The following is a 13,725-nucleotide window of genomic DNA, read 5'->3' as shown; positions in this document are numbered from 1 at the left end:
CACACTTGAACCCGTGAGTATCTCTACGAAGGTCCGGCGCCCGACGGCCGTCGAGGCAGCATTCTGGCTGTGGATCGCCAGCGCGTTCCTACTCATACTCTTCGGCCTGATCAATGTCACCAGCGCCTCGTATTCGCTGCGTGAGCAATTCACCGATCAAGGCGTATCGGCCGGAAACATCGACATCTACGTCACCTTCGTGCGGGTGTCCGGGCTGGTTCTGCTGTTGACCGGCCTTGCGATCGGCGGCCTCGCCGGTCCCACTCGCGCCGGAAAACCTCTCTGCCGACGGATCCTGGTGATCGTGTCCGGGGTGTTCGCGGTGCTGCAGATCGCGCTGGTCGTCGCCGGGATCAGTACCGTGCTCGCGCTCGTCGTCCCCGTCATGCTGATCTGTGCCTGCGTCGCGATCTACCGCGACACCACCCGAAGTTGGTTCGCCCGTGGCTGACCGTGCTCCTGAAATCGGCCCGGACGTTCTGTACTACGAACCGGGATCTCGGTGGTGGGCCATCGCGTTCGGGCCGATCTTCTGCCTGATCGCCTTGGTCATCGAACTGTTCACCGGCCCGGTGGTGCATTGGGTCGGTCTGGCGATGTTCGCCGTGATCCTCACCGGCTTGGTGTACGTGCAGGTGATTGCCGCGCGCCGGCATGCGAGCGTGCTTCTGACCGCGACCACGTTGCGTCAGGGAACCGAAGAGGTGCCGATCACCGAGATCGCCGAGGTGTTCCCGGAGTCCGACGACGCCGCCTATGAAGACGAAATGGAGCCGTGGGAAACGGCACGCGCGCTGGGTGAGCTGTCCGGAGTGCCCCGGCGTCGGCACGGTATCGGCTTGCGTCTGACCACCGGGGGATTGGTGCGAGCGTGGGCGAAAGACGATCGGGCACTTCGCGAGGCGTTGAGCCAGGTTGTCACGGTCGGTGTGGAACCGGACGGGTCTGCCGATGATTGAGGCGCAGCCAACTCCGCTCGTCGACGTGAAGACGTGGATCGGTGTACTCGGTATCGTCGCCGCCACGATTCTGGCGGTCGTGTGCTGGCGAGCGGGTACGACGACGTCCGACTTCGGACCGATATTGGAGGGCGCTCCGCCGTTCGAGAGCACGCACTACGACGGTCTCTGGATCTCTGGCGCCGGGTTGTCGATTCTGGTTGCGGGGCTGATGGCCATCGATGTCGTGCGCCGCGTCCGGGTGGGCTTCGTCGCATCGCGGTAGCCCTCATACGGGTAGGGGGTATAGTTGCGGTATGAGTAGTTACAGCCCCGAGCAGGACGATCTGCTCAAGCGCCTTCGTCGTATCGAAGGTCAGGTAGCCGGAATCTCGCGCATGGTCGCAGACGACCGGTACTGCATCGACGTGCTCACCCAGGTGTCCGCCGCGACGAGCGCGTTGCAGTCCGTATCCCTGAAGCTTCTCGACGCGCACCTTGCGGGCTGCGTCGTCGAAGCTGCCAAGCAGGGTGGTCCGGAAGCGGACGTCAAGATCAAGGAAGCTCAGGCGGCCATCGCTCGCCTCGTTCGTTCGTAAGGTGTCGGTCCGTCATTCCGTGATGGACCGCGCGAGCGCCCTGGCGGAGAAGCTCACGAAGTACTCGGGTGTGACTTCTTTGGCGATGTTGATGACGATGGTGTCCGACAGGCCTTTGAGTCCGGAGAGCACGAGATGGATCAACGCGGGGTCGTCGATCAACCGGCTCCCTTCGGCTGCAGCAGATTCGGTGAGCGCTCGAATCAATGCCGAGTTGTAGACCGCTACGGATGCGTGAAGTTCCCGCATGCTTTCTCGGTCGGACCCGGCCATGCCTTCGATGTCGCGCCAGGTGGTGGTGAGTCGACCCACCCGTTCCCAGTGCCGAGCGAATTCGGAAATCATGGACTCGAGTAAGGCGCTCAGTCCCTGCTCGCGGGGGAGCGAGTTCACGAAGTCCGCCATTTCCAGCTGACTTTCGCTGAGGAGGGCGGCAAAGATGTCCTGCTTGTCGACGAAGTACTGGTAGATCAGGCCAGTGCTGGTGCCGGCTCGTTTGGCGACAGCGCGGATCGTGAGCGCAGAGTAGCCTCCTTCGTCCAGAAGCGAGATCGCCGCGTCGAGAGTTCGGCGTCGACGCACTTCGGCGTCGCCGTAGATCGACTTGCTGCTGGTACTGCTCATTTGATCACCGTAGTCGCGGTGGTCGGCATCCTCAATTCACATCGAACGCTGTTCGTTGTCGAACGCCGCCCAGAATCCAATGTGACTCAGATCATAGAATGAACATTGTTCGAAATAGAATGAACATCGTTCATTCTGGTGTTACGGTATGGCGCAGACCACATCGAGGCCAGTGCAAAGCGCTGGACACTCTGCGGTCGGCCTGACCTTTCTTCCCGTATCGATCGGGAGGTCTACAAAGTTGTGGAGTACCTATGACACGCACTAACGATGAACGCGCGGCGATCGACATCGCCGCTGCGGCTGGAGAACTTCTGCTCGACCATCGGAAATCCCTCGGCGAAAACGACGGTGATGTCGCGACTTTCAGGAACGCGGCCGATCGGCTCAGCCACGAATTCGTCGTCGCCGAACTTGCCCGACGCTTTCCTGCGGATGCAGTGCTGTCGGAGGAAGGCTCCGACGACCTCGCGAGGCTGGCTGCGGATCGGGTGTGGATCGTCGACCCTCTCGACGGCACCCGTGAGTACGGCGAGGCCGGACGATCGGACTGGGCCGTTCATGTTGCACTGACTGAAAACGGTGTCCTCACAACAGGTGCGGTCGCAATGCCTGCCCTTGGCGTCACCTATTCGAGCAGCGATGATCGAACCGAACGGGATGCCGCGACGCCGGTTCGAGTCGTCGTATCGCGGACGCGTCGTCCAGAACCGGTCATGCGCATGGCCGACTCGATGGGCGCGGAGTTGATCGAAATGGGATCCGCCGGAGCCAAAGCAATGGCGGTCGTCTCGGGTGAGGCAGACATCTACGCACATGCGGGCGGACAGTACGAGTGGGATTCGGCGGCGCCCGTTGCTGTCGCACGTGCTGCGGGACTGCATGTTTCGCGTATCGATGGCAGCGAACTGCGCTACAACCAGGAAAACCCGTGGTTGCCGGATCTGCTGATCTGCCGACCTGAACTCGCCCCGAAAGCACTGGAGGAACTGGGCCGATGACCGCGACACTGACGCACCTCGAACGACTCGAAGCCGAGAGCATTCACATCATGCGTGAAGCTGTTGCCCAGAGCGAGAACCCGGTGATGCTGTACTCGGTGGGCAAGGACTCCGCCGTGATGCTGCATCTGGCGCGCAAGGCCTTCTATCCGTCGAAGCTGCCGTTTCCGCTTCTGCACGTCGATACCACGTGGAAGTTCCGTGAAATGTACAAACTTCGTGACAGTACCGCTGCTGCAGGCGATCTCGATCTGATCGTCCACACCAACCCGGACTGCGTGAAGCAGGGGATCAACCCGTTCACTCACGGCAGCGCTGTCCATACCGATATGTGGAAGACCGAAGGCCTCAAACAAGCCCTCGATCACTACAAGTTCGACGCTGCATTCGGCGGCGCCCGCCGTGACGAAGAAAAATCCCGCGCCAAGGAACGCATCTTCTCGATCCGATCAGCTGCGCACCGTTGGGATCCCAAGCAGCAGCGACCGGAACTGTGGCGGATGTACAACGTCCGCAAAGCGCCGGGCGAGAGCCTGCGCGTCTTCCCTCTCTCGAACTGGACCGAGCTGGATGTGTGGGAATACATACGCCAGGAAGAGATTCCGATCGTTCCGCTGTATTTTGCCGACAAGCGGCCCGTCGTCGAGCGGGGCGGTGCGCTGATCATGGTCGACGACGACCGGATGCCGTTGCTGCCGGGAGAGACTCCGGAACTCAAGAGCGTTCGTTTCCGCACCCTCGGCTGCTACCCGCTGACCGGAGCCGTCGAATCGACCGCAACGAGCCTGACCGAGATCATCTCGGAAATGTTGCTCACCACCACTTCCGAACGCCAGGGACGGGTCATCGACCACGACTCCAGTGCGTCGATGGAAAAGAAGAAGCAAGAGGGGTACTTCTGATGACTGTTTCCTCGGATCTGATCGCTGACGACATCGAGGCGTACCTCGAACGTCATGCGAACAAGAGCATGCTGCGATTCATCACGTGCGGCAGCGTCGACGACGGCAAGAGCACCTTGATCGGCCGTCTGCTCTACGAATCGAAACTCGTCTTCGACGACCAGCTGACGGCGCTCGAAGCCGATTCGCGCAAGAGCGGAACCCAGGGGGAGGGGCTCGATTTCGCGCTCCTGGTCGACGGTCTCGCCGCCGAACGTGAGCAGGGCATCACGATCGACGTCGCCTACCGCTACTTCACGACCGAGCGACGCAAGTTCGTCGTCGCCGATACTCCAGGGCACGAGCAGTACACCCGAAACATGGTGACGGGCGCGTCGACCGCCGATCTTGCTGTGATCCTTGTCGATTCCCGCAAGGGGATACTGACTCAGACCCGCCGGCACTCGTATCTGGTGTCGTTGCTGGGGATCAAGCACGTGGTGCTTGCCGTGAACAAGCTCGACCTCGTCGACTACTCGCAAGAGGTCTTCGATGCCATTACCGCGGATTACGCAGAGTTCGCTCACGAGATCGGTCTGGACGGGTTCGTCGCCATCCCGCTCTCGGCATACATGGGTGACAATCTCACCGAGCGCAGTGCGAATACCCCGTGGTACTCCGGACCAAGCCTGATCGAGCATCTCGAAAGCGTGGACATCGACGATGCTGCCGCCGCGGCTCCGTTCCGGATGCCGGTGCAGTGGGTCAACCGGCCGGACCTCGACTTCCGCGGATTCTCCGGCCAGATCGTTTCCGGCACGGTATCTCCCGGAGATCCCATCCGCGTGCTCCCCAGTGGAAAGACGTCCACAGTCGAGCGCATCGTGACCATGGGTGGCGACCTCGACGTTGCCGGTGCGGGCCGCTCGGTCACCATCACGCTCGCCGACGAGATCGACATCAGTCGCGGTGATGTGCTGTCCATCGCCGACAATCCGCCGGCCGTCGCCGATCAGTTCGAGGCCTGCATCGTCTGGATGGGTGAGGCTCCCATGCTGCCCGAACGGCCGTTCCTGTGCCAGATCGGTACCGTGACAGTCACTGCGCGCATCACCAAACCGAAACACAAGATCAACGTCAACACTCTCGAGAAGACCGCAACGACTACTCTCGCGCTCAACGAAATCGGTGTCTGCAACCTCAGTTTCGATCGACCGGTCCCGTTCGACCCGTACGTCGGCAACCGTGACACCGGTAGCTTCATCCTCATCGACCGCCTTACCAACGGCACTGTCGGTGCGGGCATGATCACGCACTCGCTGCGTCGATCGGACAACATTCACTGGCAATCCGTCGACGTCGACGAGGCCGCGCACACCAGGCTCAAGGGACACCAACCCGCAGTTCTGTGGTTTACCGGCCTCTCCGGTTCGGGAAAGTCGACCATCGCCAACGACGTCGAGCGCCAACTGCACGCACTGGGCGCGCATACCTACCTCCTCGACGGAGACAACGTCCGACACGGGCTTAATCGAGACCTCGGATTCACCGCGGCAGATCGCGTCGAGAACATCCGCCGCGTCACCGAAGTCACCCGCCTGATGGCGGACGCCGGTCTGATCGTTCTCGCGTCCTTCATTTCACCGTTCGAGGCCGAGCGTCATGCCGCCCGTGAATTGATCGGCGACGAACAGTTCGTCGAAATCTTCGTCGACACCGCTCTTGCCGTCGCAGAGGAGCGAGATCCCAAGGGTCTGTACAAGAAGGCTCGACGGGGCGAGTTGGTGAACTTCACCGGAATCGATTCGCCGTACGAACCGCCGCAGAACCCTGACATTCACATCGACACCAGTGTCACGACGACCGAGGACGCTGCGATCGCGATCGTCGACCATCTCCGCGCCCGCGGAACCATTTCTTGATCCGCCTGAACACGAGGAGCATCTATGCCTGACAGGGCTGAAATAGTTTCTGCCGTAGAGGATTACGTCAAGTGTCTCGGAAGTCACGACGTCGACGGACTGGTTGCGCTGTTTGCGCCCGACGCAGTTCAACACGAACCGCTGGGGGGCCGGACCTACCGCGGAATCGAGGAGATTCGCGAATTCGATACCGCGAATGCGCAGGTCGATTTCACAGTCAGCCTGCTCGGTCCGATTTCGGTGACGGGAAAGTACGCAGCAATGCAGCTTCGGGTACAGCGCGTCGGGATGGCCGACTTCGCTGCCTCCGACCTGTTCGAGTTCGACGAGAACGGCAAGATCATCTCCCTGAGTGTTGTTCTCGATCCACAGGCACTCTGTTGAACGCTCAGGGTCTGCTGGCGGGCAAAGTGGTCGTGGTCTCCGGAGTTGGCCCGGCACTGGGTCGTTCGATTGCAGTGCAGAGTGCGGCGGCCGGAGCAAAAGTTGTTCTGGCCGCCCGCACACCCGAGCGTTTGGAATCTGTGGCAACCGAGATCCGAGACCGCGGCGGAATTGCACTGGCCGTTCCGACCGATCTCACCGACGTCGATTCGATCTCCTCGTTGGCTGAGACTGCGCTCGCAGAGTTCGGCGGCGTGGACTGCCTCGTGAACAACGCATTTGTTCAACCCGCGCAGGTCCCGCTCCTGGACGCCGACGTGGCGTCCATCCAGTCGGGCATCGACATCAACTTGCTCGCGGCGTTGAACGTCACCAGAGAATTTGCTCCGGCATTGATCGAGTCGCACGGGTCCGTCGTGATGGTCACGTCGATGGTGTTGCGCAACCAGCTTCCCGGGTTCGGGGCCTACCGCATCATGAAGTCCGGGCTCCTGGCAATGGCACGCAGTTTGTCGATCGACCTCGGTCCCAAGGGCGTTCGAGTCAATTCGGTTGCTCCCGGCTATATCTGGGCGGACTCGGTCAAGAACATGTTCGAGAAGAAGGCGGCGGCGGCAGGAGTCGACTCCAAGGTGATCTACGACGAGATCGCAGCGGGCGCCGATCTGCGCCGATTGCCGGAGCCAGATGACATCGCAAACGCTGTCGTCTTCCTTCTGTCCGATTCAGCCAGGGCCATCACAGGGCAATGTCTCGACGTCAACTGCGGTCACACGCACCACTGATCAACTCATACAAGGACTAGCCATGACACAGGATTACGACGGCATCGGTTCCATCGATGACCTGCACCAGGCTGCGCGCGAGGCGGCCGGGTACAAAAACTTCGGCAGCGACAGTTATCTCGAAGGACTTCGAGTTCTCCTCGAGTCGTTCCAGAACGAGGCCGACCTCACTCCTCACGGCAAGGTGATCGCTCGCAAGATGATCGTCGGAGCGCTCGCGGGACGCCTGACCAGCGAGGCCGGATTCGCGAAATACCCCGAGCACGTCGATGTTCCGATCGAACGCCCGATCTTCGTGGTCGGGTTGACCCGCACCGGCAGCACCGCGCTGCACCGCTTGCTCGGTGCCGACCCGGCGCATCAGGGCGCCGAGATGTGGCTCGCCGAGACGCCGCAGCCGCGCCCCGAGCGCGACAAGTGGTCGGAGAACGAAGATTACGTTCGCTCCGACGCCTTCTACCGTGCTCGCCAGCGTAACGAGGCAGATCTGATGAAGGTTCATTTCATGGGGGCGGAGGAGGTCGAGGAATGCTGGCGGCTGCTGCAGCAGACGATGCTCTCGACCGCGTTCGAGACGGTGGCGTACGTGCCGAGTTACACCCGGTGGCTGGCGGAGCAGGATTGGACCGAAACATATGCGCGGCACAAGAAGAACCTGCAGTTGATCGGGCTGCACGACCAGGACAGACGGTGGGTGCTCAAAAGCCCGAGCCATGTCTTCGCGATCGACGAGATCATGTCGGTCTATCCGGATGCACTGTTCGTTCGCACGTTCCGGGACCCGTTGACATCGATGGCGTCCACCTTCAGCCTCGTCGAGCAGGGCGGACACGACATGTCGAGGGCCTTCGATCGTCCCGCCATCGGGCGCACGCAACTGGAGTTGTGGGCGCGAGGGAATGCGAACTTCAACAATGCCCGTAGCCGTTACAACCCCGATCAGTTCATCGACGTCGACTACAAGGACTTCATCGCCGATGCGGTCGGCACCGTCGAGAAGATCTACGCGCAGTTCGACCTGCCATTCACTGACGAGGCTCGCGCAGCGGTGGAGGCGTCGCATCAGGCGAGCCTTGCCGAGCACCGTCGTCCGTCGCATCGCTATTCGCTCGAGGATTTCGGCGTGAGCGCTGCCGACGTCGAAGCGAAGTTCGCCACCACACCCTGAAGCCCTCCGGCCCTGTGCGCCTTTTTGGTAGTGCCGACTACCAAAAAGGCGCACAGGGCGAAGCCCCAACCGAAACAAGGAGATTCACATGAATGCTGTTTGGGAAAAGTTCTGCGCAGATCTGCTCGAGGTCGGAAAGGTCCTGGAAGACGAGATCGTCCCTCAGGATCCGCTGACTCAAGCCGAGGGCGTCCGCTACCTGAGTCGGTTGCTTCGGTACGGCACGATCAACTGTGTCGAGTACACCGATCCGCGGTGGCCGCAGTTCTCGTCGGCTCCGAACCCGAACATGATGACGAAGATCGGTGCCGACAACCCGGACAACGTCTACATGCGCGCCAACATTTCCGGTAAGTACAACTACCGGATCATCGGCACCCGAGGCACCGTCCCGCTGATCACCTTCGGCTCGCGCGTAAATCGGTACCACATCGACGGCACCATGCTGCAGACCGGCGATCTGCATATCCACGACCTCGAGGTCGACGAGAACGGCCGTTTCGAGTTCATCGCGAGCGTCGACAAGCCCGATGAGGGCGCTTGGCTGCCTTTGGCGCCCGACAGCAACCTCATCTCCGTTCGGCAAACTCACCAGGATCGACGCAACGAGGTTGTCGGTGATCTGACCATCGAATGCCTGAACCCGGACGGCGAGTTCGTCCCGCTGACTCCGGAAGAGATCGGCGAGCGTCTCACCAAGTCCGTCGGGATCGTGAAGGGGATGGCGGAGACCTTCCTGGAATGGTCGCGCAAATTCCAGCCGCACACCAACGAGATCTTCGACTGGGGACAGGACTACTTCCAGGATGCCGGCGGCGATCCGACGATCTTCTACTTCCACGGTTACTGGAAGCTCGCCGAGGACGAGGCGTGGGTCATCGAGACCGAGGTTCCGAACTGCGAGTACTTCAACTTCGTGCTGCAGAACTTCTGGGTCGAGTCCCTCGACTACAACCGCACGAACATCTACATCAACAATCACACCGCGAAGCTCAACGACGACGGCACCATGACAATCGTCGTGGCGGCGAAGGATCCGGGTTATGGCAACTGGATCGACACCGATTCGCATGCCGAGGGGACATGGGCGCTGCGCTGGATCAAGGCGGACTCGCACCCGATCCCGACGTCCAAGGTAGTCAAGATCTGACACGCTGACGGAGATTGGGAACGTATGTACACCAAGAAGATTAGGTTCGGCCCTCGCTTTGTCGCGCTCGGGCTCGCCGGTGCATTGATGTTGGCCGGCTGCGCGTCGAGCAGTGGGGACAACTCGGGATCGGCTTCACCGAGCAGTAGTGGCGCAGCTGGTTTTGTGGGCGCCCCAGATGTGGGGGAGCGGATCGACGGCGGTGTTCTCACCTTCGGGTCCTATTCGTTCCCTTCCTCGTTGGACCCCATGAGAACGCAAGCCGCCGGTTCGACCGGCGGAACCGAAATGGCCGCGATTTACGACACGCTGGTACGCAGCGACTCCACAAACGGGAGCTTCGTGCCACAACTCGCGAAGACACTGTCGAACAACAGCGACTTCACTTCGTACACCGTCACTTTGGCTGATGGCCTCACCTTCAGTGACGGAAGTCCGCTCGACGCGGAAGCGGTGAAGTGGAGTATCGATCGATTCGTGGCAGGCAAGGGTGATGTATCGCAGACCTGGCTCAACATCGTGGATCGGATCGAGACGCTCGACGCCACCACAGTCGAATTCGTGCTCGAGCGGCCCTGGCGTCAATTCCCGGCGCTGTTGTCGCTCGGGCCCGGAATGATCGTTGCGCGAAGTTCAGGGGGAGGGGCAGGGTCGGTTTCAGGAACCGGGGAGGGAGCGTTCACACCGATCGGGGCGGGTCCGTTCACCTTGGCCAAGTTCGCCCCGCACGAAGAACTGGTACTCGCCGCACGCACGGATTATCAGGGCGGTAAACCTCCACTGGACACAGTGCGGTTTGTTCCCACGTCGGGTGCGCAGTCTCAGTACGAATCGTTGAAGAGCGGCCAGATCGACATGACGTACATCCTCCGCGACGAGGCCGTGATCGAACAAGCTCTCGACGACGGATACTCGGGTTACCTCAGTCCGACCGGACAGAACGGGATCGGCACGATCAACAATCGCGAGGGCAAGCCCGGGGCCGATGTACGCGTCCGTCAGGCGATCGCCTACGGGGTGGATCCGGCGGCGGTCAATACTCGTGCGAACAACGGATTGGGCACCGCCAGTTCCGATCTGGTCCCGCAGACGTCACGTTGGTTCAACAACACAGCAGGTATTCCGTTCGATCAGGTGAAGGCAAAGGCGCTGCTGGATCAAGCAAAGTCCGACGGGTACGACGGGAAACTCCGCTACCTCACCACCCCGGAGCCCAGCCAACAGGCGACGGCACTGACGGTTCAGGCGTCGCTGAACGCGATCGGTTTCGACGTCACCATCGACTACGCGACCGATGTGACCGATCTGGTTCGACGGGTATACAAGGACCACGATTTCGACATGACCAGAGGTGGCGCTCCGGTCGGAGAAGAAGCGCCGTACCTCAACTTGTACAACAGTATGGCCAGTGATTCGAAGAACAACCCGTCCGGCTTCGCGGACCCGGAGATGGACGCGATGATCACAGCTGTGCAGACGGCATCGACGGACGATGCTGTCCGTGAGGCGATCAGCAAGGTGCAGGAGTACGCCAACGCGACTGTGCCTTACGTGATCTGGGGGCCGGCGTCGGTGTTGACCGCATGGGACGGCAATGTTCACGGCGTCGTACGCAACATCACCGACATCATGTTCTTGGGCGGCGCTTGGATCTCGCCCAACGGCGAAACGGTGGAACGATGAAGTGGTCCTTGGCGGGTGCGATGATCGACGCCCTGGAACTGTGCGAGTTGGCGCAGGTCGCCGAAGAGGTGGGGTTCGACGGAATCGCGATGCCGGATTCCGTGTTCTATCCCGAGCAGGTGTCGGCGCCGTACCCGTACACTGCTGACGGGAAGCGGATGTGGGCGCCCGAGACGCCGATGCCTGATCCGTTCATTGCCATGGCGGCGATGGCGGCCGTCACATCGCGAATTCAGTTCTACACCAACGTGTTCAAACTTCCACTGCGCGATCCGCTGTTGACAGCCAAGCAGGTCGCGACCATGGCCGTGATGTCGAGGAACCGCGTCGCCCTCGGCGTCGGTTTGTCCTGGATTCCCGAGGAATTCACCTTCACCGGTACCGAGATGCGCACCCGCGGTGCGCGTACCGACGAAGCCATCGAGATCATCAAGGCGGTGTGTGCGGGACGTGGGCCGGAATGGGTCGAATACCACGGCAAGCACTACGATTTCGACGCTCTGATGATCAGTCCGGCTCCGGAGATTCCGGTTCCGATCTACATCGGTGGGCACAGCGAACCGGGGTTGCGTCGTGCAGCCAGGCTGGCTGACGGTTGGATGTCGGTGAACGCGACCAATGCCGAATTGGCCTCCGCCATCGATCGCCTCACGGAATTGCGGGTCGAGTACGGTCGTGCCGATGTTCCTTTCGGCGTCAACGTCTCGCCGACGGATGTTCGTGATCTGGACGGATATCGCGAACTCGAGACTCTCGGAGTCACGGAAATCAGAGTGTTGCCCTGGTATCGCTACGGAGTTGACGCCGGTGATCGTCAGGGGCGACTCGACTCCATTCGACGGTTTGCCGAGGAGGTCATCACTCAGTACTGATCGATCAGCGTCTGCATCGCCCGGCCGTAGAGTTTTGCCAACTCGTCGCGATCTGCGGACTGGGGGATGCTCTCGTCGCTGAGGACGCTCAACAGGCCGGACACCTGGGCGGAGACCAGGAGTGCGCGGGTGTACGCGTCTTCACCGTCGAGGCGAGCGGCGAGATTGGTGGCAAACGTGCCTGTCATCTCGCGCAGTCGCTCCCGGATGCGTGGACTGTCCGACGCTCGCATGAGCGCTGTGTACACCGACAGCATCCGGGCGTCGGCCTTGCCCAGGACGAAGGCTGCGATCCGCTCACCGAGGGTGTCGAGTGGGCCGTCGAACTGACCTTCGAAGTAGTCCGCAACCGGAGTGGTTTCCAGGAACAGCGCTTCCTTCGACCCGAAATGCCGGATGACCAGGGCCGGATCGATTCCGGCAACTTTGGCGATGGCGCGAACTGACGTGCCGCCGAACCCGTGCTCACCGAATAGTTGGAACGCTGCGGCGCGAATCGCCTCGGACGTCGAGGGCTGTTCCTGCTCTGGTGTGTGCCTCGTGGATGTCACGACATCGACCTCTGTGCTCGCTCGCCGACCTCGTTGTCAACGGCGTTGACTCTAACGTGTCAACAGTGTTGACTGTTGAGTCTGTCAACGGTGTTGACAGCTAGATGCGGTTAGTGAAGAGAGTGTGAAATATGACAGATACCGATGTCCGCGTTCCCAGTGAAGAGGTTGTCGATCCGCCGACCAACTGGAAGATGGTGGGCAGTGGACTCGCGTTTCCGCTGTTCTTCGTCATCATGTTCTGCCTGTGTTACGTCAGCGCGTTCCACTCGCCGTTGCCGAACCAGGCACCGATCGTGGTGGTTGGTCCAGCATCTGTGACGGCGTCGTTGATCGAGGGAATCGAAGCCACGTCTGGCGACAAATTCGACTTCGTCGCCACAGAGAACTCGGCTGACGCGATCTCGCGCATCGACAACCGTGACGCTATCGGCGCCGTCGAGATCGGTGACACCGTGACCGCCCATATCGCCACCGGTGCGGGTGCCTCGACGGTTTCCGTGGTGAGCAGCTTGGCGCATTCCGTCGCGGAGCAGACGGGGCAGCAGGTCACGGTGATCGACTCGGCGCCCGTCACGGCGCGCGACTCCTCTACCGTCGGGCTCTTCTACTTCCTGATCGTCTGCACCCTCGGTGGCTACCTGACCATCACGGTGCTCAGTCAGGTTGCGCCGAGAATGCGGCTGCGAGAGCAGTATTCGATCCTGGCCGGTGCGGCGATACTCACCCCGCTCATAGCCTTCGGCATCACCAGCATCTTCATGCACGCCTTCGGGGCGTCGGTCGGTCAGATCCTGCAATTGCTGGGGATCTCGATGCTCTACACGTTCACCGTCGGTGCGGTGAGCATCCTGCTCAATCGACTGCTCGGCCAAGCCGCGATCTTCGCGGTGCTGACGGTGCTCGTTTTCATCAACTTCCCGAGTTCGGGTGGTGCGATCCCGGTGTCGTTCCTGCCCGGATTCTGGCAGCACATCCATTCGTTCTGGCTCGGATCAGCGGCCATGGAGCCCATCCGCTCCGTCATCTACTTCGATGGGAACGGCGCCGGACCGCACCTGCTCGTTCTGGGGATCTGGCTGGTCGCGGCACTCGGCCTGACCGGACTGCTTGCCTCTCGGCAGTCGAAAAAGACGGCAGCGCAATAAATGTGGTGGGGCCGGCGAT

16 protein-coding genes are annotated in these 13,725 nt (G+C 61.3%); 14 read left to right on the top strand and 2 right to left on the bottom strand.

Going from position 1 to position 13,725, the window contains the following annotated elements:
* Positions 1–13: 13 nt before the first annotated feature.
* The 4 genes from ABX74_RS23075 to ABX74_RS23060 are packed head-to-tail and all read left to right on the top strand — an operon-like array spanning position 14 to position 1,537.
* Positions 14–451, top strand: coding sequence for a hypothetical protein (locus ABX74_RS23075; RefSeq protein WP_019744370.1), 438 nt, complete (start codon positions 14–16; stop codon positions 449–451).
* Positions 444–959: a hypothetical protein gene (locus tag ABX74_RS23070; protein ID WP_047889763.1), complete on the top strand. Its 516-nt coding sequence runs from the start codon at positions 444–446 to the stop codon at positions 957–959. Before ABX74_RS23075 ends, ABX74_RS23070 begins: the two co-directional genes overlap by 8 nt.
* Positions 952–1,224 carry a hypothetical protein gene (locus ABX74_RS23065; RefSeq protein WP_019744368.1) on the top strand — a complete coding sequence of 91 codons (273 nt, stop codon included), beginning with the start codon at positions 952–954 and terminating at the stop codon, positions 1,222–1,224. The genes ABX74_RS23070 and ABX74_RS23065 overlap by 8 nt, the downstream gene beginning before the upstream one ends.
* A 31-nt stretch (positions 1,225–1,255) precedes the next feature.
* The gene (locus ABX74_RS23060) at positions 1,256–1,537 is read left to right on the top strand and encodes a metal-sensitive transcriptional regulator (protein ID WP_003942012.1); all 282 of its coding nucleotides are present in this window, start codon (positions 1,256–1,258) and stop codon (positions 1,535–1,537) included.
* A 12-nt stretch (positions 1,538–1,549) separates the two neighbouring features.
* Here ABX74_RS23060 and ABX74_RS23055 read toward each other — a convergent pair whose 3' ends face one another.
* Positions 1,550–2,161, bottom strand: coding sequence for a TetR/AcrR family transcriptional regulator (locus ABX74_RS23055; protein ID WP_047889762.1), 612 nt, complete (start codon positions 2,159–2,161; stop codon positions 1,550–1,552).
* Positions 2,162–2,415: 254 nt separating this feature from the next.
* Between ABX74_RS23055 and ABX74_RS23050 the strand changes: the two genes are divergently transcribed.
* The 9 genes from ABX74_RS23050 (at position 2,416) to ABX74_RS23010 (ending at position 12,007) form a co-directional block, all read left to right on the top strand.
* Positions 2,416–3,162, top strand: a complete 747-nt coding sequence (locus tag ABX74_RS23050) for a 3'(2'),5'-bisphosphate nucleotidase CysQ (RefSeq protein ID WP_047889761.1) — start codon at positions 2,416–2,418, stop codon at positions 3,160–3,162.
* Positions 3,159–4,064: a sulfate adenylyltransferase subunit CysD gene (cysD, locus tag ABX74_RS23045; protein WP_020906780.1), complete on the top strand. Its 906-nt coding sequence runs from the start codon at positions 3,159–3,161 to the stop codon at positions 4,062–4,064. The genes ABX74_RS23050 and cysD overlap by 4 nt, the downstream gene beginning before the upstream one ends.
* Positions 4,064–5,965, top strand: a complete 1,902-nt coding sequence (cysN, locus tag ABX74_RS23040) for a sulfate adenylyltransferase subunit CysN (protein WP_047889760.1) — start codon at positions 4,064–4,066, stop codon at positions 5,963–5,965. Before cysD ends, cysN begins: the two co-directional genes overlap by 1 nt.
* 24 nt (positions 5,966–5,989) lie before the next feature.
* Positions 5,990–6,349, top strand: coding sequence for a nuclear transport factor 2 family protein (locus tag ABX74_RS23035; protein ID WP_047889813.1), 360 nt, complete (start codon positions 5,990–5,992; stop codon positions 6,347–6,349).
* A complete protein-coding gene (locus ABX74_RS23030; protein ID WP_041814785.1) occupies positions 6,343–7,134 on the top strand; it encodes an SDR family oxidoreductase in 792 nt (263 codons plus the stop codon). Before ABX74_RS23035 ends, ABX74_RS23030 begins: the two co-directional genes overlap by 7 nt.
* A gap of 22 nt (positions 7,135–7,156) precedes the next feature.
* Positions 7,157–8,302 carry a sulfotransferase family protein gene (locus ABX74_RS23025; RefSeq protein ID WP_047889759.1) on the top strand — a complete coding sequence of 382 codons (1,146 nt, stop codon included), beginning with the start codon at positions 7,157–7,159 and terminating at the stop codon, positions 8,300–8,302.
* An 88-nt stretch (positions 8,303–8,390) separates the two neighbouring features.
* Entirely contained in the window at positions 8,391–9,452 is a 1,062-nt protein-coding gene (locus tag ABX74_RS23020; RefSeq protein WP_007735293.1) for a DUF1214 domain-containing protein, read from the top strand.
* Between the two features lie 24 nt (positions 9,453–9,476).
* Positions 9,477–11,135 (top strand): ABC transporter substrate-binding protein, encoded by a 1,659-nt coding sequence (locus tag ABX74_RS23015; RefSeq protein ID WP_047889758.1) that lies wholly within the window; start codon positions 9,477–9,479, stop codon positions 11,133–11,135.
* Positions 11,132–12,007 (top strand): TIGR03619 family F420-dependent LLM class oxidoreductase, encoded by an 876-nt coding sequence (locus ABX74_RS23010; protein ID WP_019744358.1) that lies wholly within the window; start codon positions 11,132–11,134, stop codon positions 12,005–12,007. The genes ABX74_RS23015 and ABX74_RS23010 overlap by 4 nt, the downstream gene beginning before the upstream one ends.
* On the opposite strand, the gene ABX74_RS23005 is transcribed toward ABX74_RS23010, so the two are convergent.
* Positions 11,998–12,558: a TetR family transcriptional regulator gene (locus ABX74_RS23005; RefSeq protein ID WP_019744357.1), complete on the bottom strand. Its 561-nt coding sequence runs from the start codon at positions 12,556–12,558 to the stop codon at positions 11,998–12,000. The two genes, ABX74_RS23010 and ABX74_RS23005, sit on opposite strands and share 10 nt — an antisense overlap.
* A gap of 131 nt (positions 12,559–12,689) precedes the next feature.
* Here ABX74_RS23005 and ABX74_RS23000 point away from each other — a divergent pair, with 131 nt between their 5' ends.
* Positions 12,690–13,706 (top strand): ABC transporter permease, encoded by a 1,017-nt coding sequence (locus ABX74_RS23000; protein ID WP_019744356.1) that lies wholly within the window; start codon positions 12,690–12,692, stop codon positions 13,704–13,706.
* Positions 13,707–13,725: the final 19 nt, after the last annotated feature.

This window comes from Rhodococcus sp. ARP2 (genome assembly GCF_001029585.1).
Classification (GTDB): Bacteria; Actinomycetota; Actinomycetes; order Mycobacteriales; family Mycobacteriaceae; genus Rhodococcus_F; species Rhodococcus_F erythropolis.
This window is presented reverse-complemented; position numbering and strand designations above follow the sequence as displayed.

Excerpts from the sequence above, each read along its gene's own strand:
- ABX74_RS23065 (WP_019744368.1), top strand. The coding sequence starts at position 952 with ATGATTGAGGCGCAGCCAACTCCGCTCGTCGACGTGAAGACGTGGATC.
- ABX74_RS23060 (WP_003942012.1), top strand. The coding sequence starts at position 1,256 with ATGAGTAGTTACAGCCCCGAGCAGGACGATCTGCTCAAGCGCCTTCGT.
- ABX74_RS23055 (WP_047889762.1), bottom strand. The coding sequence starts at position 2,161 with ATGAGCAGTACCAGCAGCAAGTCGATCTACGGCGACGCCGAAGTGCGT.
- ABX74_RS23050 (WP_047889761.1), top strand. The coding sequence starts at position 2,416 with ATGACACGCACTAACGATGAACGCGCGGCGATCGACATCGCCGCTGCG.
- cysD (WP_020906780.1), top strand. The coding sequence starts at position 3,159 with ATGACCGCGACACTGACGCACCTCGAACGACTCGAAGCCGAGAGCATT.
- cysN (WP_047889760.1), top strand. The coding sequence starts at position 4,064 with ATGACTGTTTCCTCGGATCTGATCGCTGACGACATCGAGGCGTACCTC.
- ABX74_RS23035 (WP_047889813.1), top strand. The coding sequence starts at position 5,990 with ATGCCTGACAGGGCTGAAATAGTTTCTGCCGTAGAGGATTACGTCAAG.
- ABX74_RS23025 (WP_047889759.1), top strand. The coding sequence starts at position 7,157 with ATGACACAGGATTACGACGGCATCGGTTCCATCGATGACCTGCACCAG.
- ABX74_RS23020 (WP_007735293.1), top strand. The coding sequence starts at position 8,391 with ATGAATGCTGTTTGGGAAAAGTTCTGCGCAGATCTGCTCGAGGTCGGA.
- ABX74_RS23015 (WP_047889758.1), top strand. The coding sequence starts at position 9,477 with ATGTACACCAAGAAGATTAGGTTCGGCCCTCGCTTTGTCGCGCTCGGG.
- ABX74_RS23010 (WP_019744358.1), top strand. The coding sequence starts at position 11,132 with ATGAAGTGGTCCTTGGCGGGTGCGATGATCGACGCCCTGGAACTGTGC.
- ABX74_RS23000 (WP_019744356.1), top strand. The coding sequence starts at position 12,690 with ATGACAGATACCGATGTCCGCGTTCCCAGTGAAGAGGTTGTCGATCCG.